The organism is Pseudomonas sp. S3E17 (assembly GCF_024168685.1).
In the GTDB taxonomy this organism is placed as follows: domain Bacteria; phylum Pseudomonadota; class Gammaproteobacteria; order Pseudomonadales; family Pseudomonadaceae; genus Aquipseudomonas; species Aquipseudomonas marginalis.
Window position 1 is genome coordinate 6,804,380 of the sequence record NZ_JALJWE010000001.1, and the last position, 21,320, is coordinate 6,825,699.

The 21,320-nt window shown below is 57.3% G+C and carries 14 protein-coding genes, 2 tRNA genes and 3 rRNA genes; 11 read left to right on the plus strand and 8 right to left on the minus strand.

The features are described from left to right. The first annotated feature begins 11 nt into the window (after window positions 1–11). Entirely contained in the window at window positions 12–377 is a 366-nt protein-coding gene (locus tag J3D60_RS31050) for an antibiotic biosynthesis monooxygenase (protein WP_065924540.1), read from the plus strand. On the opposite strand, the gene J3D60_RS31055 is transcribed toward J3D60_RS31050, so the two are convergent. From J3D60_RS31055 to msuE, 4 genes are read right to left on the minus strand one after another with little or no spacing between them, the layout of a single operon-like run. After that, complete coding sequence (locus tag J3D60_RS31055) at window positions 366–1,469, minus strand: sigma-54-dependent Fis family transcriptional regulator (protein ID WP_065924541.1); 1,104 nt, start codon at window positions 1,467–1,469, stop codon at window positions 366–368. The two genes, J3D60_RS31050 and J3D60_RS31055, sit on opposite strands and share 12 nt — an antisense overlap. A 12-nt stretch (window positions 1,470–1,481) precedes the next feature. Then, window positions 1,482–2,669, minus strand: a complete 1,188-nt coding sequence (locus tag J3D60_RS31060; RefSeq protein ID WP_065939877.1) for an acyl-CoA dehydrogenase family protein — start codon at window positions 2,667–2,669, stop codon at window positions 1,482–1,484. Between the two features lie 55 nt (window positions 2,670–2,724). After that, entirely contained in the window at window positions 2,725–3,864 is a 1,140-nt protein-coding gene (ssuD, locus tag J3D60_RS31065; RefSeq protein WP_027607133.1) for an FMNH2-dependent alkanesulfonate monooxygenase, read from the minus strand. Window positions 3,865–3,873: 9 nt separating this feature from the next. After that, window positions 3,874–4,437, minus strand: a complete 564-nt coding sequence (gene msuE, locus J3D60_RS31070; RefSeq protein ID WP_027607134.1) for an FMN reductase — start codon at window positions 4,435–4,437, stop codon at window positions 3,874–3,876. Window positions 4,438–4,835: 398 nt separating this feature from the next. Here msuE and J3D60_RS31075 point away from each other — a divergent pair, with 398 nt between their 5' ends. The 3 genes from J3D60_RS31075 to J3D60_RS31085 all read left to right on the plus strand — a co-directional run bounded on the left by J3D60_RS31075 (window position 4,836) and on the right by J3D60_RS31085 (window position 8,348). Further along, window positions 4,836–5,105 carry a hypothetical protein gene (locus J3D60_RS31075; protein WP_065924558.1) on the plus strand — a complete coding sequence of 90 codons (270 nt, stop codon included), beginning with the start codon at window positions 4,836–4,838 and terminating at the stop codon, window positions 5,103–5,105. 234 nt (window positions 5,106–5,339) lie between these two features. After that, window positions 5,340–6,500, plus strand: coding sequence for a cysteine desulfurase family protein (locus J3D60_RS31080; protein ID WP_253493909.1), 1,161 nt, complete (start codon window positions 5,340–5,342; stop codon window positions 6,498–6,500). A gap of 39 nt (window positions 6,501–6,539) precedes the next feature. Next, window positions 6,540–8,348: an aminopeptidase P family protein gene (locus J3D60_RS31085; protein ID WP_065939875.1), complete on the plus strand. Its 1,809-nt coding sequence runs from the start codon at window positions 6,540–6,542 to the stop codon at window positions 8,346–8,348. A gap of 106 nt (window positions 8,349–8,454) precedes the next feature. Here the strand turns inward: J3D60_RS31085 and J3D60_RS31090 are convergent, their stop codons facing one another. Continuing rightward, complete coding sequence (locus tag J3D60_RS31090) at window positions 8,455–8,736, minus strand: hypothetical protein (protein ID WP_065939874.1); 282 nt, start codon at window positions 8,734–8,736, stop codon at window positions 8,455–8,457. A gap of 165 nt (window positions 8,737–8,901) precedes the next feature. Then, on the minus strand, window positions 8,902–9,789 hold the full coding sequence (gene rhtA / locus J3D60_RS31095) for a threonine/homoserine exporter RhtA (RefSeq protein ID WP_065939873.1): 888 nt from the start codon (window positions 9,787–9,789) through the stop codon (window positions 8,902–8,904). Window positions 9,790–10,487: 698 nt separating this feature from the next. Here rhtA and J3D60_RS31100 point away from each other — a divergent pair. From J3D60_RS31100 to mrdA, 6 genes are all read left to right on the plus strand, one after another. Continuing rightward, window positions 10,488–12,024: ribosomal RNA gene (locus tag J3D60_RS31100) — 16S ribosomal RNA — on the plus strand. A gap of 83 nt (window positions 12,025–12,107) precedes the next feature. Continuing rightward, a tRNA-Ile gene (locus tag J3D60_RS31105) sits at window positions 12,108–12,184 on the plus strand. A 30-nt stretch (window positions 12,185–12,214) separates the two neighbouring features. Continuing rightward, window positions 12,215–12,290: transfer RNA gene (locus tag J3D60_RS31110), tRNA-Ala, on the plus strand. A gap of 249 nt (window positions 12,291–12,539) precedes the next feature. Beyond that, window positions 12,540–15,431, plus strand: a 23S ribosomal RNA gene (locus tag J3D60_RS31115). A 152-nt stretch (window positions 15,432–15,583) separates the two neighbouring features. Further along, window positions 15,584–15,699 (plus strand): 5S ribosomal RNA (gene rrf, locus J3D60_RS31120). Together the 16S, 23S and 5S rRNA genes with 2 tRNA genes alongside form the textbook arrangement of a ribosomal RNA operon. A gap of 270 nt (window positions 15,700–15,969) precedes the next feature. Continuing rightward, window positions 15,970–17,862 carry a penicillin-binding protein 2 gene (mrdA, locus tag J3D60_RS31125; RefSeq protein WP_065939427.1) on the plus strand — a complete coding sequence of 631 codons (1,893 nt, stop codon included), beginning with the start codon at window positions 15,970–15,972 and terminating at the stop codon, window positions 17,860–17,862. Window position 17,863: 1 nt separating this feature from the next. On the opposite strand, the gene J3D60_RS31130 is transcribed toward mrdA, so the two are convergent. Continuing rightward, complete coding sequence (locus tag J3D60_RS31130) at window positions 17,864–18,265, minus strand: GFA family protein (RefSeq protein WP_253493912.1); 402 nt, start codon at window positions 18,263–18,265, stop codon at window positions 17,864–17,866. Between the two features lie 99 nt (window positions 18,266–18,364). Between J3D60_RS31130 and J3D60_RS31135 the strand changes: the two genes are divergently transcribed. Next, window positions 18,365–18,832, plus strand: coding sequence for an SRPBCC family protein (locus tag J3D60_RS31135; protein WP_065939425.1), 468 nt, complete (start codon window positions 18,365–18,367; stop codon window positions 18,830–18,832). A gap of 73 nt (window positions 18,833–18,905) precedes the next feature. On the opposite strand, the gene J3D60_RS31140 is transcribed toward J3D60_RS31135, so the two are convergent. Further along, window positions 18,906–21,143: a TonB-dependent siderophore receptor gene (locus J3D60_RS31140; protein WP_253493914.1), complete on the minus strand. Its 2,238-nt coding sequence runs from the start codon at window positions 21,141–21,143 to the stop codon at window positions 18,906–18,908. Window positions 21,144–21,320 lie beyond the last annotated feature (177 nt).

Below are 21,320 nucleotides of genomic sequence, written 5' to 3' on the forward strand. Positions count from 1 at the left end.
TGGGAGTGTTCATGCAGGTATCAGAGAAGAATCGCAGTTTCACTCAACTGATCGAGTTTCACATCGAACCCCAGCAACAAGTGGCGCTGGTGGCGGCCTTGTCCACCCAAAGTGAACGCCTGGCCCAGGGCCATGGCGGCTTTATCAATGCGAGCGTGCAGGTCAGCGAAGACGGGCGGCGGGTGCTCAATTACCTGCAATGGCGCTCCCGCGAGGACGGCGAAGCGGCGTTCCAATGCTTTGAACACGGCGAGGAAGATTTCTGGACGCTGATCCGCGCCCACCAGGCCACGGCCGTGACCTTTGGTTCGTTCCAGGTATTGCGCAGTTTCGAACGCAGCCATGACAACGCGTTGCACTGTCGCCTAAATGGATAGGTGCAGCATGCGCTCGCCCTGCACGTTTTCTCCAGGGCGACGCTTGTTCACCGCCAACTCGCCGATCTTGATCAGGCGTGTGCGCGTGACGTTGCGGCTCAGGCCCAGCAAGTTGGCGGTGTGCACCTGGTTGTAATGGCTGAAGCGGTAGGCGGCGCGCAATAGCGCGTCTTCAACCTTTTCGTGCAGGGCACCGGCCTGTTCTTCGAAGAGCTTTTGAAACGCGCGCTCCAGCAAGGCTTCGGCGCTGTTGTCGGTGCCGTGCTGGCTGTCGTCCTGGCGCTCGATGCGCATGTTTGACAGGCGCAGGTCGTCGCGTTCGATCACACCGTTACGGCAGATCAGCAGGGTGTGGTGGATCACGTTTTCCAATTCGCGGATGTTGCCCGGCCAGCTGTAGCTCTTTAGCTTGTGTTCGGCCTCGCGGCTGATGGTGATCGGGCCGTAGCCCAGGCGTTGGCTGTAGGCTTCGATAAAATGCCGGGTCAGCGGCAGGATATCGCCGGGGCGCTCGCGCAGCGGGCTGAGCTCGAGGCTGACGACGTCGAGGCGGTAGTAGAGGTCTTCGCGGAAATGCCCGGCGTTGATGGCCTTTTCCAGTTGCACGTTGGTCGCAGCCAGTACCCGCACATCGATCGGAATGCTCTTGCGCGAGCCCAGGCGCACCACTTCGCGCTCCTGTAGGACGCGCAGCAGCTTGACCTGGATGGGCATCGGCAAATCGCCGATTTCATCGAGGAACAGCGTGCCACCATCGGCCTCTTCGAACCAGCCGGCCTTGGCGCTGAGGGCGCCGGTAAACGCGCCTTTTTCATGGCCGAACAGCTCGGCTTCCACCAGGGATTCGGAGAACGCCCCGCAGTTCACCGCCACGAACGGCCGGTTGCGCCGCGCGCTGAGGTTGTGGATGTGGCGCGCCACCAGCTCTTTACCGGTGCCGGTCTCGCCGATGATCAGCACGCTGGCTTCGCTGGGTGCCACTTGCTGGATGTGGTCGAGCAGCGCCCTGGATTTCGGGTCTTCGAAGACCTGGGCCGTGGCGCGGATCGACGTCGCGAGGGCGGGCGAGGGCGGTAAGGTTAGAAGCTGCATGGGCACCTCTTTTTATGAGTAGAACGTCGGAATCGGCAGGGATAGGTTCAACGCCCAGTCCCCCAGTTCGTGGAGCTTGTAGTCGACCGGGTCGTGCAGGGTTTGCGTGCGCAGGTTGCGCCAATGACGATCCAGGCGCAGGGATGCGTGGGTGGAGCGCGCGCCGGTGACTTCAAACAGGCGGCTGCACAGGTCCAGGCCTTGGCGGGTGGCGGCGACCTTGGCGGTCGCAATGGCAATCGCCAGTTGACCGCGTTCGTTTTCGCTGAGGTTGGGGCCTTTTGCCCATGCCTGGTCGAGCAGCTCGGCAGCGCGTTCCACCAACAGGCGCACACCCTCCAGGGCCACCCAGAATTCGCCGTAGTGATGCAGTACGTAAGGGTCCTGGCGCACGTCTTCGGTTGAGGACTTGTGCCAGGAACGGGTCTCGGTGAGCGTGTAGTTGCGCGCTTCTTCGAAGGCACCTTCGGCGATGCCGAGGAACATATGGGTGAAGGTCAATTGGGCGATCAGCGGGCGCAGGCAGGCAAAAGGCGTGCTCAGCGGGCCCGGGTCGAGCAGCAATTCCGACTCCTCGACGCGCACCCGTTCGAAGCTGGCGCTGCCGCTGTCGGTCTGGCGCTGGCCGATATTGTTCCAGTCGTTGTGCAGGGTGATGCCGCTGCGCCCGCTGGGGATGGCAGCGATCAGCAGCTTGCCGCCGGCGCTTTCATCCACCGCCGAGGCAATCAGCATTTCCGAGTCGCTGGCGCCGGAGCAGAAGCTCTTCTTGCCGGAGAACTCGCGCCAGCCGCCGAAGTCCTTGACCACGGTGCGTGTGTCCAATGGATTGAGGGCGTTGCCCCAGAACCAGTTTTTGCGCGCGGTCTGTTCGAACCAGGGTTGCCATTGGTCCGGCCGCGAGAACAGGCGCACGGTGGCGAGCATCAGGTGGTGGAAGCCGAAGACGTGGGCAATGGAGCTGTCGACCTTGGCGAACTCGCGCACGATGGCCAGGGTGTCACTCCAGCGGGCGCCGAGGCCGCCGTATTGGGTGGGAATGCTCAGGGCCAGCAGGCCGCTTTGGCGCAGGGCGTCACGTTCGGTCTTGGGGGTGCCACCGCGCTCGTCGCGCTCGACGGCAGTGAGGGCGAATTCGGCGGCCAGCAGTCTGGCGGTCTGCAACGGTGATGGCAGGACGCTATGGGGTTTGGCTGTCACGGGTTTTCCTCTTTATAAGCGGGAACGACCAATGCCGCTCCCGCCGCTGCGCCGATCAGGCCTTGGCTGGCAGAACATCGTTGGCAATCATTTCGCCGAACGGGCCAGTGAGGTTGGTGATGCCGCGTCCGGCCAAACTGGCATAGGGTTCCGGCAGCAGCGGGAACACCAGCTCGGCAAAGCGATAGGCTTCTTCCAGGTGCGGGTAGCCGGAGAAGATGAAGCTTTCGATGCCCAGGTCGGCGTATTCCTTGATGCGCTCGGCTACTTGCCGGGGGTTGCCCACCAGCGCGGTACCGGCACCGCCGCGTACCAGGCCGACACCGGCCCACAGGTTGGGGGCGATTTCCAGGTTGTCGCGGCGCCCGTCATGCAAGGCGGCCATGCGGCGCTGGCCTTCGGAGTCGAAGCGCGAGAAGGATTTTTGTGCGGCGGCAATGGTTTCGTCGCTGATGTGCTCGATCAGCTTGTCGGCGGCTTTCCACGCGTCCTCTTCGGTCTCGCGCACGATCACGTGCAGACGAATGCCGAACTTCACCGTACGCCCGTGGCGGGCAGCGCGTTCACGCACATCCGCGAGTTTTTCGGCGACGGCGGCGGGCGGTTCGCCCCAGGTCAGGTACACATCCACCTGTTCGGCGGCGAGGTCGTGGGCGGCATCCGAGGAACCGCCGAAATATAACGGTGGATAAGGCTTTTGCACCGGAGGGTAAAGCGCCTTGGCGTTCTGCACTCGCAGGTGTTTGCCTTCGAAGTCCACTGATTCGCCCTGCAATACGCGGCGCCAAATTTGCAGGAATTCGTCGGAGACTTCGTAGCGTTCGCTGTGGTCGAGGAAGCTGCCGTCGCCGCGGTTCTCGTCGGGATCACCGCCGGTGACCACATTGATCAGCAGGCGACCGTTGGACAGGCGATCCAGGGTCGCCGCCATGCGCGCAGAAACGGTCGGCGAGATGATGCCCGGGCGAATTGCCACCAGGTAACGCAGGCGTTCGGTCAGCGGCACCAACGCCGAGGCGATGACCCAGGAGTCTTCGCACGAGCGGCCGGTAGGAATCAGCACGCCGTGGTAACCCAGGCTGTCAGCCGCCTGCGCGACTTGCTTCAGATAATTGAGGGTGACCGGCCGTGCACCTTGGGTGGTGCCCAGGTAATGACCGTCGCCATGTGTTGGCAGAAACCAGAAAACATCCATGACCAATCCTTAAGCGATTTTCAGCAGAGAGGGGGAGTGCGCTGCAAACAACGGCGCTGCGCGTTCTGCCGCAAGGCGTATACGGCCCTTCAAGGGCTCACTGGTTATTTGGTAATCGGTGAAGTCGGCCTCGGTGGCGTACACCCCGATCGGCAGGGTCAGGGCCTGGAAGAAGCTGAACAGCGGCCGCAGTTGGTGATCGAGAACCAGCGCGTGGCGTTCGCTGCCGCCGGTGGCTGCGAGTAATACCGGGGTGTCGATCAGGGCGTTGAGGCCAACCAGGTCAAACAGATGCTTGAGCAGGCCAGGGTAGGAACCGCGATAGACCGGTGCGGCGACGATCAGCAGGTCGGCCTGTTCGATGGCCACCAGTTGGGCTTCGACCTCGGCGGGCAACTCATCCCGTGACAGCGCACCACCGAGCGGCCGGGCAATGTCGCCCAGTTCGATCAGGGTGGTCTGGATCGGCAGCAAGGTCGCCAATTCAGCCAGTACGGCTTGGGTCAGCACGAGGGTACGGGACGGGCGCCAGGTTCCGCCGGAGAGGGCAACGACATTCAGGGGACGGGTCATGAACAGTTCCTTTATCAACAGTGGTTCATAGCAGGTGGAGTGCAACCTGTTGAGCAAGAGCTGTACCAACGGGTGCAGGCCTTGATTGGCGTGGGTTGCAGGTTCACTGCTGAAAAATGCTGCTGTTGTCTGACTGGTGATTTGTTGAATGGCTGTTGCCTGGCAAACAGTTGCGTGGCGAACAGTGCAGTTGCGGTGCAAGTCCTTTATAGAGCGTTGCATTTATTCCGTAAATGAACGTATTTCCATATTTATAGATCATAAGGAAATATAAGGAGTAGCTATCGAGGGTGCGTTGGCGGTTGATAGCGACTATCACGGACGGTGATTTTTCACTCTGTGAGGTCGGGAGTAGCCTGTGTTCATTGACTCGAAACCTTCTTTCCAGGGCTACCGCCATGAACCGATTTCTTGCTGTTTGCTTAGTGATTGTCAGCGCCGTACTCGCCGGGTGTGCGAGCCATCCATCGCCGGAATTGCGTCCCTACACGGCCGAAGAGAGCAAGCAACTGGCCCTGGAAGCGCTGAGCCGTCGTGGCTTGTCGTTTGATGAATATCAACAGCAGCGCGCCGCACTGACCGGCCAGCCACAGAAGCCCTTCGGATTTGATCGCCAGGGCGAAATGAACGCCGAGCGCAACGTGGTTTTGCATGGTCGTCCCAGTTGAGTTGGCACTGCGCAGCAAAAAGCCCGAGGCTTCCCTTAAAGGAACCTCGGGCTTTTTGTTTGCCATGGCACGACTTCAGCCTGTTAAGCTGAATTTCAGGAGCGTTCCTACGCACATTTACTTAAAGTTGTCCTTCTTTAATGGCATTCGATCCGGTAAACCTGACGACCTCTGTTCCGGCCGATGCCCCTGAGACGCTGCTCTCGGGAACCTGCTCTGCGAGTCTTGACTGTCATGAATAAACGTCCGCTGTATTTCGACTACGCCGCTACCACCCCGGTGGACGAACGCGTCATCCAGGTGATGGTCGAGTGTCTGGGCTTCAATGCCAATTTCGGTAACCCCGCGTCCAGTTCCCACGCGTTCGGCCAGGCGGCCCGGCAAACGGTTGAGCAGGCACGTCGCCAGGTGGCCGAACTGGTCGGCGCACAGCCTGAACAGATCGTCTGGACCTCCGGCGCTACTGAGTCCAACAACCTCGCGATCAAGGGCGTTGCCCAGGCGCGTGGCGTGGCGGGCGGGCATATCATCACCAGCCAGATTGAACACAAGGCCACGCTGGATACCGCGCGCCAGTTGCAGGAAGCCGGTGTGGCCGTGACTTACCTGGTGCCGGACGCCGACGGGTTGATCAGCGCCGACGCCGTCAGCGAGGCATTGCGTGAAGACACCTTTCTGGTATCGCTGATGCTGGTGAATAACGAACTGGGCACCCTCAATGACATCCCCGCCATCGGCGCGCGCGTGCGTGAGCATGGCGCGTTGTTGCATGTCGACGCGGCGCAGGGCGCGGGCAAGGTGGAGATCGACCTGGCGCAGTGGCCGGTGGATTTGATGTCGTTTTCCGCGCACAAGCTGTATGGCCCCAAGGGGATTGGCGCGCTGTATGTCGGCCCTCGGGCGCAACAGAAAGTGTCGGCACAGATTCATGGTGGCGGCCACGAGGGGGGCTTGCGCTCCGGTACCCTGGCCACTCATCAGATTGCGGGCATGGGCGCGGCATTCGCCTTGGCGGCGGCGTCTTTTGCGCAGGAGAAGGTAGTCATCACGGCCTTGCGCCAGCGCCTGCTGGAGCAGTTGGATACGCTCGGTGGCGTGCGCCTCAATGGCAGCCCTGCGCAGCGCATTCCTCACACCCTCAGCCTGACGTTCAGCGAAGGTGAATTCGACGCTGCTGCGTTGAGTGCGGGCATCGCCTTTTCGGCGACCTCGGCCTGCAACTCCGCGAGCAATGCGCCTTCCCACGTGCTGCTTGCGTTGGGCCTTGACGCACGTTCTGCCGGCCGCACCATACGTTTGAGCCTGGGCCGGTTTACCACCGAGCAGGACATCGACCAGGCCGTGCAATTGATCAAGGCCGCACTGGCCAGCGCACCGGCGTTCTGGGCCGTCTGATTTTCACATAACAATTATTAGTGGTTAGCAGGAGACACAATGAGTACGCAGCCTTTGACCCATGGAACGGTTCCCCAGCGCCTGGCGCACACCCGCGAACTGATGAGCCGCGAGGGCATTCACGCCCTGCTGGTGCCATCGGCTGACCCGCATTTGTCCGAATATTTGCCGGGTTACTGGCAGGGGCGCCAATGGTTGTCGGGGTTCCATGGCTCGGTAGGCACGCTGATTGTCACTGCGGATTTCGCCGGTGTCTGGGCCGACAGCCGTTACTGGGAACAGGCGACCAAGGAGCTCAAGGGCAGTGGCATTGAATTGGTCAAGCTGCAACCGGGCCAACCCGGGCCGTTGGAGTGGCTGGCCGAGCAGACGCCGGAAGGCGGTGTGGTGGCGGTGGACGGTGCGGTCATGGCTGTCGCGTCGGCGCGCACCTTGGGCGCCAGGCTGGCAGAGCGCGGGGCGCGCCTGCGGACCGATATCGACGTACTCGATGCAGTTTGGAAGGACCGTCCGAGCCTGCCGAGCCAGCCGATCTATCAGCATCTGCCACCGCAAGCGACCGTCAGCCGTGGCGATAAACTTGCCGCACTGCGCGCCAGTTTGAAAGAGAAGGGCGCCGACTGGCACTTCATCGCCACCCTGGATGACATCGCCTGGCTGTTCAACCTGCGTGGCGGCGATGTTTCGTTTAACCCGGTGTTTGTGTCGTTTGCGTTGATCAATCAACAACAGGCCACGTTGTTTGTGGCGCTGAGTAAAGTCGACGCGGACCTGCGTGCGGTGCTTGCGCAGGATGGTGTGACGTTGCGCGACTACAGCGACGTGGCGGATGCACTGCGCGCGGTGCCATCGGGCGCCAGCATGCAGGTTGACCCGGCCCGCGTTACTGCCGGTCTGCTGGAAAACCTGGATGCCGGCGTCAAGCTGATCGAAGGGTTGAACCCCACCACGCTGGCCAAATCCCGCAAGAGCCTGGCGGACGCGGAGCACATCCGCCGAGCCATGGAACAGGACGGCGCGGCGCTGTGCGAATTCTTCGCCTGGCTGGACAGTGCACTCGGACGTGAACGCATCACTGAATTGACCATTGATGAACACCTGACGGCTGCGCGCACCCGTCGCCCCGATTACGTGTCGCTGAGTTTCAATACCATCGCAGCGTTCAATGCCAATGGGGCCATGCCGCATTACCACGCCACCGAAGAAGAGCATGCGGTAATCGAAGGCGACGGCTTGCTGCTGATCGACTCGGGTGGCCAGTATTTGGGCGGTACCACGGATATCACGCGGATGGTGCCTATCGGTACGCCGAGCGACGAACAGAAACGTGACTGCACCCGTGTGCTGAAGGGCGTGATTGCACTGTCACGTGCGCATTTCCCCAAAGGCATTCTATCGCCGCTGCTGGATTCCATTGCCCGTGCGCCGATCTGGGCCGAAGGCGTGGACTACGGCCACGGTACCGGGCACGGCGTAGGGTACTTCCTCAATGTGCATGAAGGCCCACAAGTGATCGCCTACCAGGCCGCCACTGCGCCGCAAACCGCGATGCAGCCAGGGATGATCACCTCCATCGAGCCGGGCACCTACCGCCCTGGACGTTGGGGCGTGCGTATAGAGAACCTGGTATTGAACCGCGAGGCAGGCAAGACCGAGTTTGGTGAGTTCCTCTCGTTTGAAACCCTGACCTTGTGCCCGATCGACACCCGTTGCCTGGAGCCGTCGCTGCTCACGGTGGAAGAGCGCGAGTGGTTCAACGCCTATCACGCCCAGGTGCGTGAACGCCTGAGCCCGCTACTCAGCGGTGCTGCGTTGGAGTGGTTGCAGGTGCGCACGACGGCTATTTGATCTGTTGCAAAATCAGGAGCTGCAATAATTCAGTTGCAGCGCCGCGTTGGGGTGAGGTTGTATCAGGCATGTGGATGAGCAGTCGCTGGTGACTGCTCGGAGGAGATCACTTGCAGATAACGATCATGCTGCGGCTGGTATAGCCGGCAGGGTTTAGGCCGAAGGGGTAGTCCCCTGGTTCCTCGGAATTGTCACCGGACTTGGCGATAACCCGGTAGCCCTTCGCGCCACAAGAGTTGGTTGCACTGGTGTAGCACTGGTCCCAGGAAGAAGACAGGCCGGAACAGTTGATATGCAGCCCTTTTTTGCCGCGTTTTACTTCTGTCTTGGTAGTCGCGGCACAGCCAGCAAGGGCCACGACCATTAACAGTATCAAAATTCGCTTCATTCCCATCCTTATATAGCCGCTTCACAATGCTCGAAGTCGGCTCTACTCGCTCTCGAGTGTAGCGTTCGCGCTGTCCTTGTCGAAAAACTCCATGAATGACATTCGTTTGCAGTTTAAACATGGCCTAAATACGCGGCAAATACCAGAGCAACTTTCAAAGATGATTCAATCCGCCGGAACCAGCGGCTTGGAGTCATTGCGCATTGTCAACGTCGCACCTACCGAGGCCATGATGATGCAACTTATGGCCAGCCATTGCGGTAGGGATAGATGTTCCTGCAGGAAGAAAAGTCCTGAGAGCGCACCGAAAGCAGGCTCAATGCTCATAAGCGTTCCGAATGTGCGGGCGGGGAGGCGTGTCAGCGCTACCATCTCCAGGGTGTAGGGAAGTGCAGTGGACAGAATCGCGACACCAATGGCGACAGGGATCAATGCCGGGGTCAGTAGTGCGGTACCGGCGTGGACAATGCCGATGGGCGCAACAAACAGGGCAGCGATCATTACGCCCAGGGCGGCGGTCTGGACGCCGTTGTCGTTGCCTGCTTTCTGTCCGAACAGAATGTAGAGTGCCCAGCAAGCCCCCGCCCCCAAAGCATAGGTCGCGCCGGCCAGGTCGATTCCGCTGCTGGCTTCCCCCGTGGGGATCAGCAGGAGCAGGCCGATGATAGCGAGTGCTATCCACAGGAAGTCTACCGCTCGGCGCGACGCGTAGATCGCGACGGCGAGCGGTCCGGTGAATTCAAGGGCTACGGCAATGCCCAACGGAACGCTGCGCAAGGACATATAGAAGAGGAAATTCATGCCGCCCAAGGCCATGCCGTAAACAACCACTGTACGCAGGGATTTTGCGGTCAGCCTGGCGCGCCATGGTCGCAAGATGAGCAACATGATTACGCTGGCGAAGATCAGGCGCAGGGTTGTGGTGCCCTGGGCTCCGACAATCGGGAACATGCTCTTGGCCAGTGAGGCTCCGGACTGGATGGAGGCCATGGCGATCAACAGCAGGCCGACAGGAAACAACGCCGAGGCCAAGCTGCGGGGGGAGGTGGTCATTGGGGCGTTCGTCCGAGGTCATATTCGAGAATCAGGGACCGCTATGATGCTTAACTGTTCGGATTTGAGCAATATATTGCTCAATTCGACAACGAGACCTTCTATATATAGAGGGATTTATAGGTTGGCAGGCCCGTTGATAGAAAAAGCTAAATTAAGTATTGACGGCAGATCCTGGAAGTCTATAATTCGGCCCACTTCCGGCGCAGTCGAAACGTAAAACTCCTTGGTAAACAATGAGTTATGCAGAATAAAGCAGCGGATTGCTTCAGTTCATCGAGGCCCAGAAGAAGTTGGTAGGGTCGTGTTGTTTGACGCTATTAACGATTCGATCTTCTCGGTCGAAAGCGGAGAAAAAGAGGTGTTGACAGCAGCGTGTAACGCTGTAGAATTCGCCTCCCGCTGACGAGAGATCGCAAGCGCAAGTGGTTGAAGTTGTTGAAGAAATCTTCGAAAGCTTCTGAAAATAATCACTTGACAGTAAATGAGGCTGCTGTAGAATGCGCGCCTCGGTTGAGACGAAAGCTCTTAACCAACCGCTCTTTAACAACTGAATCAAGCAATTCGTGTGGGTGCTTGTGGAGTCAGACTGATAGTCAACAAGATTATCAGCATCACAAGTTACTCCGCGAGAAATCAAAGAATAACCAACGATTGCTGAGCCAAGTTTAGGGTTTCTTAAAAACCCAAAGATGTTTGAACTGAAGAGTTTGATCATGGCTCAGATTGAACGCTGGCGGCAGGCCTAACACATGCAAGTCGAGCGGTAGAGAGAAGCTTGCTTCTCTTGAGAGCGGCGGACGGGTGAGTAATGCCTAGGAATCTGCCTGGTAGTGGGGGATAACGTTCGGAAACGGACGCTAATACCGCATACGTCCTACGGGAGAAAGCAGGGGACCTTCGGGCCTTGCGCTATCAGATGAGCCTAGGTCGGATTAGCTAGTTGGTGGGGTAATGGCTCACCAAGGCGACGATCCGTAACTGGTCTGAGAGGATGATCAGTCACACTGGAACTGAGACACGGTCCAGACTCCTACGGGAGGCAGCAGTGGGGAATATTGGACAATGGGCGAAAGCCTGATCCAGCCATGCCGCGTGTGTGAAGAAGGTCTTCGGATTGTAAAGCACTTTAAGTTGGGAGGAAGGGCCATTACCTAATACGTGATGGTTTTGACGTTACCGACAGAATAAGCACCGGCTAACTCTGTGCCAGCAGCCGCGGTAATACAGAGGGTGCAAGCGTTAATCGGAATTACTGGGCGTAAAGCGCGCGTAGGTGGTTTGTTAAGTTGGATGTGAAATCCCCGGGCTCAACCTGGGAACTGCATTCAAAACTGACTGACTAGAGTATGGTAGAGGGTGGTGGAATTTCCTGTGTAGCGGTGAAATGCGTAGATATAGGAAGGAACACCAGTGGCGAAGGCGACCACCTGGACTGATACTGACACTGAGGTGCGAAAGCGTGGGGAGCAAACAGGATTAGATACCCTGGTAGTCCACGCCGTAAACGATGTCAACTAGCCGTTGGGAGCCTTGAGCTCTTAGTGGCGCAGCTAACGCATTAAGTTGACCGCCTGGGGAGTACGGCCGCAAGGTTAAAACTCAAATGAATTGACGGGGGCCCGCACAAGCGGTGGAGCATGTGGTTTAATTCGAAGCAACGCGAAGAACCTTACCAGGCCTTGACATCCAATGAACTTTCCAGAGATGGATTGGTGCCTTCGGGAACATTGAGACAGGTGCTGCATGGCTGTCGTCAGCTCGTGTCGTGAGATGTTGGGTTAAGTCCCGTAACGAGCGCAACCCTTGTCCTTAGTTACCAGCACGTGATGGTGGGCACTCTAAGGAGACTGCCGGTGACAAACCGGAGGAAGGTGGGGATGACGTCAAGTCATCATGGCCCTTACGGCCTGGGCTACACACGTGCTACAATGGTCGGTACAGAGGGTTGCCAAGCCGCGAGGTGGAGCTAATCCCAGAAAACCGATCGTAGTCCGGATCGCAGTCTGCAACTCGACTGCGTGAAGTCGGAATCGCTAGTAATCGCGAATCAGAATGTCGCGGTGAATACGTTCCCGGGCCTTGTACACACCGCCCGTCACACCATGGGAGTGGGTTGCACCAGAAGTAGCTAGTCTAACCTTCGGGAGGACGGTTACCACGGTGTGATTCATGACTGGGGTGAAGTCGTAACAAGGTAGCCGTAGGGGAACCTGCGGCTGGATCACCTCCTTAATCGACGACATCAGCTGCTCCATAAGTTCCCACACGAATTGCTTGATTCATTGAAGAAGACGATAAAGAAGCAGCCCGAAATTGGGTCTGTAGCTCAGTTGGTTAGAGCGCACCCCTGATAAGGGTGAGGTCGGCAGTTCGAATCTGCCCAGACCCACCAATTTTGTGTGGGAAACGCCTGTAGAAATACGGGGCCATAGCTCAGCTGGGAGAGCGCCTGCCTTGCACGCAGGAGGTCAACGGTTCGATCCCGTTTGGCTCCACCACTACTGCTTCTGCGTTATGAAAGCTTAGAAATGAGCATTCCATCAGTATGATGGTGAATGTTGATTTCTAGTCTTTGATTAGATCGTTCTTTAAAAATTTGGGTATGTGATAGAAAGATAGACTGAACGTTACTTTCACTGGTAACGGCTCAGGCTAAGGTAAAATTTGTGAGTGGCTCTTAATTGAGTATGATCGAATTTTCGGCGAATGTCGTCTTCACAGTATAACCAGATTGCTTGGGGTTATATGGTCAAGTGAAGAAGCGCATACGGTGGATGCCTTGGCAGTCAGAGGCGATGAAAGACGTGGTAGCCTGCGAAAAGCTTCGGGGAGTCGGCAAACAGACTTTGATCCGGAGATGTCTGAATGGGGGAACCCAGCCATCATAAGATGGTTATCTTGTACTGAATACATAGGTGCAAGAGGCGAACCAGGGGAACTGAAACATCTAAGTACCCTGAGGAAAAGAAATCAACCGAGATTCCCTTAGTAGTGGCGAGCGAACGGGGACTAGCCCTTAAGTGGCTTTGAGATTAGCGGAACGCTCTGGAAAGTGCGGCCATAGTGGGTGATAGCCCTGTACGCGAAAATCTCTTAGTCATGAAATCGAGTAGGACGGAGCACGAGAAACTTTGTCTGAATATGGGGGGACCATCCTCCAAGGCTAAATACTACTGACTGACCGATAGTGAACTAGTACCGTGAGGGAAAGGCGAAAAGAACCCCGGAGAGGGGAGTGAAATAGATCCTGAAACCGTATGCGTACAAGCAGTGGGAGCCCACTTTGTTGGGTGACTGCGTACCTTTTGTATAATGGGTCAGCGACTTATTTTCAGTGGCGAGCTTAACCGAATAGGGGAGGCGTAGCGAAAGCGAGTCTTAATAGGGCGTCTAGTCGCTGGGAATAGACCCGAAACCGGGCGATCTATCCATGGGCAGGTTGAAGGTTGGGTAACACTAACTGGAGGACCGAACCGACTACCGTTGAAAAGTTAGCGGATGACCTGTGGATCGGAGTGAAAGGCTAATCAAGCTCGGAGATAGCTGGTTCTCCTCGAAAGCTATTTAGGTAGCGCCTCATGTATCACTGTAGGGGGTAGAGCACTGTTTCGGCTAGGGGGTCATCCCGACTTACCAAACCGATGCAAACTCCGAATACCTACAAGTGCCGAGCATGGGAGACACACGGCGGGTGCTAACGTCCGTCGTGAAAAGGGAAACAACCCAGACCGTCAGCTAAGGTCCCAAAGTTATGGTTAAGTGGGAAACGATGTGGGAAGGCTTAGACAGCTAGGAGGTTGGCTTAGAAGCAGCCACCCTTTAAAGAAAGCGTAATAGCTCACTAGTCGAGTCGGCCTGCGCGGAAGATGTAACGGGGCTCAAACCATACACCGAAGCTACGGGTATCACGTAAGTGATGCGGTAGAGGAGCGTTCTGTAAGCCTGTGAAGGTGAGTTGAGAAGCTTGCTGGAGGTATCAGAAGTGCGAATGCTGACATGAGTAACGATAATGGGTGTGAAAAACACCCACGCCGAAAGACCAAGGTTTCCTGCGCAACGTTAATCGACGCAGGGTTAGTCGGTCCCTAAGGCGAGGCTGAAAAGCGTAGTCGATGGAAAACAGGTTAATATTCCTGTACTTCTGGTTATTGCGATGGAGGGACGGAGAAGGCTAGGCCAGCTTGGCGTTGGTTGTCCAAGTTTAAGGTGGTAGGCTGAGATCTTAGGTAAATCCGGGATCTTAAGGCCGAGAGCTGATGACGAGTTAACTTTTAGTTAACGAAGTGGTTGATGCCATGCTTCCAAGAAAAGCTTCTAAGCTTCAGGTAACCAGGAACCGTACCCCAAACCGACACAGGTGGTTGGGTAGAGAATACCAAGGCGCTTGAGAGAACTCGGGTGAAGGAACTAGGCAAAATGGCACCGTAACTTCGGGAGAAGGTGCGCCGGTGAGGGTGAAGGACTTGCTCCGTAAGCCCATGCCGGTCGAAGATACCAGGCCGCTGCGACTGTTTATTAAAAACACAGCACTCTGCAAACACGAAAGTGGACGTATAGGGTGTGACGCCTGCCCGGTGCCGGAAGGTTAATTGATGGGGTTAGCTAACGCGAAGCTCTTGATCGAAGCCCCGGTAAACGGCGGCCGTAACTATAACGGTCCTAAGGTAGCGAAATTCCTTGTCGGGTAAGTTCCGACCTGCACGAATGGCGTAACGATGGCGGCGCTGTCTCCACCCGAGACTCAGTGAAATTGAAATCGCTGTGAAGATGCAGTGTATCCGCGGCTAGACGGAAAGACCCCGTGAACCTTTACTATAGCTTTGCACTGGACTTTGAATTTGCTTGTGTAGGATAGGTGGGAGGCTTTGAAGCGTGGACGCCAGTCTGCGTGGAGCCAACCTTGAAATACCACCCTGGCAACTTTGAGGTTCTAACTCAGGTCCGTTATCCGGATCGAGGACAGTGTATGGTGGGTAGTTTGACTGGGGCGGTCTCCTCCTAAAGAGTAACGGAGGAGTACGAAGGTGCGCTCAGACCGGTCGGAAATCGGTCGTAGAGTATAAAGGCAAAAGCGCGCTTGACTGCGAGACAGACACGTCGAGCAGGTACGAAAGTAGGTCTTAGTGATCCGGTGGTTCTGTATGGAAGGGCCATCGCTCAACGGATAAAAGGTACTCCGGGGATAACAGGCTGATACCGCCCAAGAGTTCATATCGACGGCGGTGTTTGGCACCTCGATGTCGGCTCATCACATCCTGGGGCTGAAGCCGGTCCCAAGGGTATGGCTGTTCGCCATTTAAAGTGGTACGCGAGCTGGGTTTAGAACGTCGTGAGACAGTTCGGTCCCTATCTGCCGTGGACGTTTGAGATTTGAGAGGGGCTGCTCCTAGTACGAGAGGACCGGAGTGGACGAACCTCTGGTGTTCCGGTTGTCACGCCAGTGGCATTGCCGGGTAGCTATGTTCGGAATAGATAACCGCTGAAAGCATCTAAGCGGGAAACTAGCCTCAAGATGAGATCTCACTGGGACCTTGAGTCCCCTGAAGGGCCGTCGAAGACTACGACGTTGATAGGTTGGGTGTGTAAGCGCTGTGAGGCGTTGAGCTAACCAATACTAATTGCCCGTGAGGCTTGACCATATAACACCCAAGCAATTTGCGTCGAAAGGCCAGATTGCGGTGTGTGAAGACGCAATGAACCGAAAGTTCGAGATTTCACAAAACACCGACAGCTGTCACATACCCAATTTGCTGAAGCGAGGCCCGCTGGCCACGACTCAGTACCCGAATTTCTTGACGACCATAGAGCATTGGAACCACCTGATCCCATCCCGAACTCAGCAGTGAAACGATGCATCGCCGATGGTAGTGTGGGGTTTCCCCATGTGAGAGTAGGTCATCGTCAAGATTAAATTCCGAAACCCCATTTGCGAAAGCAGATGGGGTTTTGTTTTGGGCGGTTGAAAAGTGGGTACGCCTAGGCGGATGAGCTGTTGATTCTCTTCAAGGGCAGTTGCCGTATCACCGTACCCATCGAGATGGAACTCACTTCAGAGTGCCGTTGGGGAATTCAATGCAAAGTGTTTCTGCATTTTTGGTATGGTGCAGCACATTTCTCAAGGACTGATCTTTCATCGCAGGATGCGGCGTCGACCTTCTTCAACGAGATGCTGTAGAAATGCCTGAACCTATACCGATTAAAGATCACGAAAAAGAAAACCGCCTGGTCAACAAGCGCCTGCTCGCTTGTGCGTTGTTGGTGATAGGCATTACGTGTGCGCTGGTAGGGCGTATGTATTTCCTTCAAGTCGTACAGTTCGACTACCACTCCACGATTTCTGAAAACAACCGTGTCCACGTGCTGCCCATCACTCCGACACGTGGCCTTATTTATGACCGTAATGGCGTGCTGCTTGCCGATAACCGACCCAGCTACAACCTGACCATCACCCGCGAGCGCACCACTGACCTCAAGGGCGAGCTCGACGCCATCGTCAACTTGCTGCACCTGCCTGTCGAAGACCGAGCACTGTTCGACAAGGCTCTGAAGCAGGCACGCCACCCATTCGTTCCCGTGACATTGTTTTACGAGTTGACCGAAGAGCAAATTGCATTGCTGGCGGTGAATGAGTTCCGCCTGCCAGGAGTAGATGTAGAGCCGCAATTCGTCCGTCACTACCCGCTGGGTGCGCACTTTGCCCACTCCATCGGTTATGTGGGGCGGATCAATGAGAAAGAATCCAAAGCCCTCGACTCGGTGGAGTACCGTGGCACGCAGTCCATCGGCAAAACCGGTATCGAGCGTTTCTACGAGTCCGAACTGCATGGTCATGTCGGCTACGAAGAGGTCGAGACCAATGCCCAGGGCCGCGTACTCCGTGTGCTCAAGCACACCGACCCGATTCCTGGCAAAAATATCGTCCTGAGCCTCGATGTGAAGCTCCAGGAGGCTGCGGAAGAGGCCCTGGGTGATCGCCGTGGCTCGGTGGTTGCCCTCGATCCGCAAACCGGTGAAGTGCTGGCCATGGTCAGCAAGCCGAGTTTTGACCCGAACCTGTTCGTCACCGGCATCAGTTTCAAGGAATATGCCGCGCTGCACGACTCCATTGACCGGCCGCTCTTCAACCGCGTCCTCCGAGGGCTCTATGCGCCAGGTTCGACCATCAAGCCGGAAGTGGCCATCGCTGGTCTCGACAGCGGTGTTGTCACCCCACAGACCCGTGTATTCGACCCCGGTTACTACCAGCTCCCCGACTTTGACCACAAATACCGCAATTGGAACCACAGTGGTGACGGCTGGGTAGACATGGACGCTGCCATCATGCGTTCCAACGACACTTACTTTTACGACCTAGCTCACAAGCTCGGCATTGACCGCCTGCATGACTACTTGGCCGAGTTCGGCCTGGGTCAGAAAGTCTCCCTGGACATGTTCGAAGAGTCCGCTGGCTTGATGCCATCCCAGGCATGGAAGCGCGCCACACGGCGCCAACCCTGGTTCCCGGGCGAAACCGTGATCCTCGGCATTGGCCAGGGTTACATGCAAGTCACTCCGCTGCAATTGGCCCAGGCCACGGCGTTGATCGCCAACAAAGGCGTGTGGAATCGGCCTCACCTGGCCAAGACGATCAATGGTGAGCCGCCGGTAGACCAGAATCCAATGCCCAACGTCGTCCTCAAAGATCCGCGTGATTGGGAGCAGGTCAACCACGGTATGCAACTGGTGATGCATGACCCACGAGGTATCGCCCGGGCCGCCGCACAAGGGGCGCAATATCGCATTGCCGGCAAGAGCGGTACCGCGCAAGTGGTTGCGATCAAGCAAGGCGAGCGTTACAACCGCGAGAAGACCCTGGAACGCCACCGTGACAACGCGTTGTTCGTTGGCTTCGCTCCGGCCGAACACCCGAAGATAGTGATTTCGGTGATGATCGAAAACGGTGAGGCCGGTGGTCGCGTCGCGGGTCCGGTGGTGCGGCAAATCATGGATGCCTGGCTACTCGACCAGGACGGTCACCTGAAGCCGCAATATGCGACGCCGGCAAAAGCGCCAGGTGACCCCCACGTTTAAATCATGCCTTCCACTCGTCCCATTGCTCTATGCCTTCATGGGCAAGCCAGGGCACATCATGGGCCGTCCAGATGTGCGAGGTGGGCCTGACGCCCGGATCATCGTCCAGCGTCGCTACCCGCACGATCACATGGGGCTGATGCCCACGCTCTGCTATCAGATGGGAGCCGCAGCGCGAACAGAAATGCCTGAGCTTACCCGGCGAAGATTCAACGGACGCCAACAGTTCCTCTCCTTGCGTCCAGCGAAAATGTTCGCGCATTACGCCAGCGGTGGCGACAAACGGCGCCGCATGTATTTTGCGGCAGCTTGCGCAGTGGCAGTGGCTGATAGGCATGTCCAACTGGTCCACCTGATAGCGGACACCTTTGCAGAAGCAACTTCCATTCAATGGGTCAGTCATAAACGTATTGCCGGTTCAAGGACGGGGTCATCATGATTGCTTACAACCTGAGGTTGCGCATTATTTGGTGTCGCCTACTGTCAATGGAGGAGGTGACTTATGCACGTATTAGATCGCATTGAGCGAAAAGTTCTGCTGAACGCTTCACGTAAACAGGTCTGGGAAGCGCTCACCCATGCCGAGCAATTCGGTAATTGGTTTGGTATCGCCCTCAAGGGCAAAGCCTTTGTGGCAGGGGAAACCATAGAGGCGCCGATTACCTACCCAGGTTACGAACACGTGATCTGGAAAGCCAAAATCGAACGCATCCTGCCGCAAACATTGTTCTCTTTCTGGTGGCACCCCTTCGCAGTGGAAGAGGGCGTCGACTACGACAAGGAAACCCCGACACTGGTGGAATTCACCATTGAGGATCGGGCGCCGGGCATTTTGCTGCGGGTGGTTGAATCCGGTTTCAACGCGGTGCCGGAGGCTCGTCGGCAAAAGGCCTTCAAGATGAACTCCCGTGGCTGGGATGATCAGATGGGCAATATCGAAAACTATTTGAGCAAAGCACGTAGGGCGTGAGCCGCATAACGGGCATCATTAACGGATGCCCGTCTTTGTCGTTCCCAATGTTCACGGGGGAATGGCCTTACGGTTAGAAATCCACCGTCGCGGACAACTTGGCTACGCGAGGATCGCCCTGGCTCAGGAACCCGCCCTGAGCCGACTCCCAGTATTTTTCGTTAGCGACGTTTTCCACAGTAACCCCGAGAGTTACATCACGCTGGTCCAGCGTGAACGTATAGCGCGCGCCTATATCGAAGCGGTTCCAGGCCGGCAGGCTCAAGTTGTTGGCTGCATCCGCGTACTGGCCACCGGTGCGCAGCATGCGCCCGTTGAGGGTCACGCCTTGCAGGGCGGGTATATCCCAGTCCACGCCCGCGTTGAGCTGGAAGGAAGGTACACCAATGGCGCGGTTGCCATCGTTGGCACCGTTCTGTGTGTCCTTGAGTTCGGTCTTCATCACGGTCACACCACCCAGCAAACGCAGGCCGCTGACCGGTTCGCCGAAGACATTCAATTCGACGCCTTTATTGATCTGCTGGCCTTCACGAACGTAGCGTGCGGTGGTTGCATCGACGACCTCCGAGTAACCTGCTCCAGGCTGCTCGATACGATAAACCCCTAAGGTAGCGCCATAGGTACCCATGTCCACTTTGACGCCCGCTTCGATCTGCTTGGAGCGAGCGGGCGCGTAGGCCTGCCCGCCGCCAATCACAGTGCGGGTGCCTGCCACAAGCGGGGAAACCGGTCCTTGGGCCAAGCCTTCGATGCGGTTGGCGTACACCGACACGTGTTCCCATGGCTTGAACACAATGCCGTAGACCGGCGTGGTGATCGATTCGTCATAGTTGGCGGTGCGTGTACCGCTCATGTAGTTGTAACCCTGAACCACCATCTGCTGGCGACGTGCGCCGACGGTCACCAATAGGCGGTCATCGAAGAAGCCCACGGTGTCGGAGACGGCTACGCTGCGCACGAATGTCTTGGCGGTAATGGTCGGGTCGCTGAAATCGGTACCCGGGGTATTGCGCGGGTTGTTGAGAGTCGGTGGTGCGCCAGTCACAGGCGCGTAGATATTGGTCGCACTCGGTGAGCCGTTGAAGACATAGGCGTTACGTGCCTGGGTCCAAATGCCCGCGAGGCCGAAGTTGAGTCGATGGCTGACGGCGCCAGTCTGGAATTTGCCGTTCAGGCCGCTCATGAGACTGGAGTTGTCTTCTTCGTGCGCGATGGTCGAGCGGCTGGATGTGGCATTGCCGAGGTTATCGGTCAGGGTCACCGATGAATATTGGCCCATTTCACGGCTGTGTTTGGCACCGGCTGCCGCATAAGCCGTCCAGTTTTCGTTCAGGTCATACTCGGCGCGCAGCATTCCCAAGGTGTCTTCAAGGTTGGTACTGCTCCAGCTCGGCGCATAGTTCGTGTCTGCTGAAGGCGCATCCGGTACATGGGTGGCGGTACCCAGGAATACCGAATTGCGCCCGCCGTTGATGTGCTGCTTTTGATAGACAAAATCACTCGATACGCGCAAAGCATCACCGCGGTAATCCAGGCCGAGGGCAAACAGTTTGGAACGCTGGTTTTCATCGTCAATACCGGTATCCCCTTCGCGTTGGGACAGGTTTACCCGTGCACCAAAACGATTGTCTTCGCCGAACCGCTGGCCGATATCCACGTGTTCGCCTACACGGCCATCGCTGCTGATATCCGTGCTGAAGCGACGCAGCGGTACATCATCGGCGCGCTTGGGTTGCAGGTTCACGCCGCCGCCGATCCCCGAGCCGCCCGGTGTCACACCGTTGATAAACGCGTTGGGCCCCTTGAACACTTCCACACGCTCCAGCGCGTCGGTAGAGATGATCTGACGTGGCAGGATGCCGTACAAACCATTGTAGGAAATGTCATCGCCGTTCAACGGCAGGCCACGGATCATGAAGGTCTGCGCCTGGTTCGCATACCCCGACGCCTGGCGCACCGACGAGTCATTGAGCAGCACATCGCCGACGGTCTCGGCCTGCTGATCACGAATCAATTTTTCGGTATAGGAGGCCATGCTGAAGGGGACGTCCATGATGTCCTGGTTGCCCAGCACTCCCAATTGACCACCGCGTGCCACCTGGCCGCCGCTGTACACGGGGGGAAGGGCACCCGGTGCGGGCCCGTCGGCGTTGATAGTGGTGGCACCCAATTCCAGTGTGCTGCCGTCCTGACGGTTGTTCGCATCCTGCGGGTTGACTGGGGTTGCAGCATGGGCGGCAAGGCTCAGGGAACAGCAAAGGGCGAGCAAGGTCGGGCGAAACGGCACAGCGAATGGGCTACGGGTGGGCATGGTCGATCCTGACGGCGAACCGTCAATGTGAGAAGAGGGGCAACAGGCGTTGCGCTTCCTCACTGCGCGAATACGACTCCGGCGCAGATGATAGTAATTATTATTAACGGCGTGCAACAAATTTGTCAGATTGCAGTCTGCGTGCGCGTTTACCTGCCGCGTTTGCGCAGATGCCGC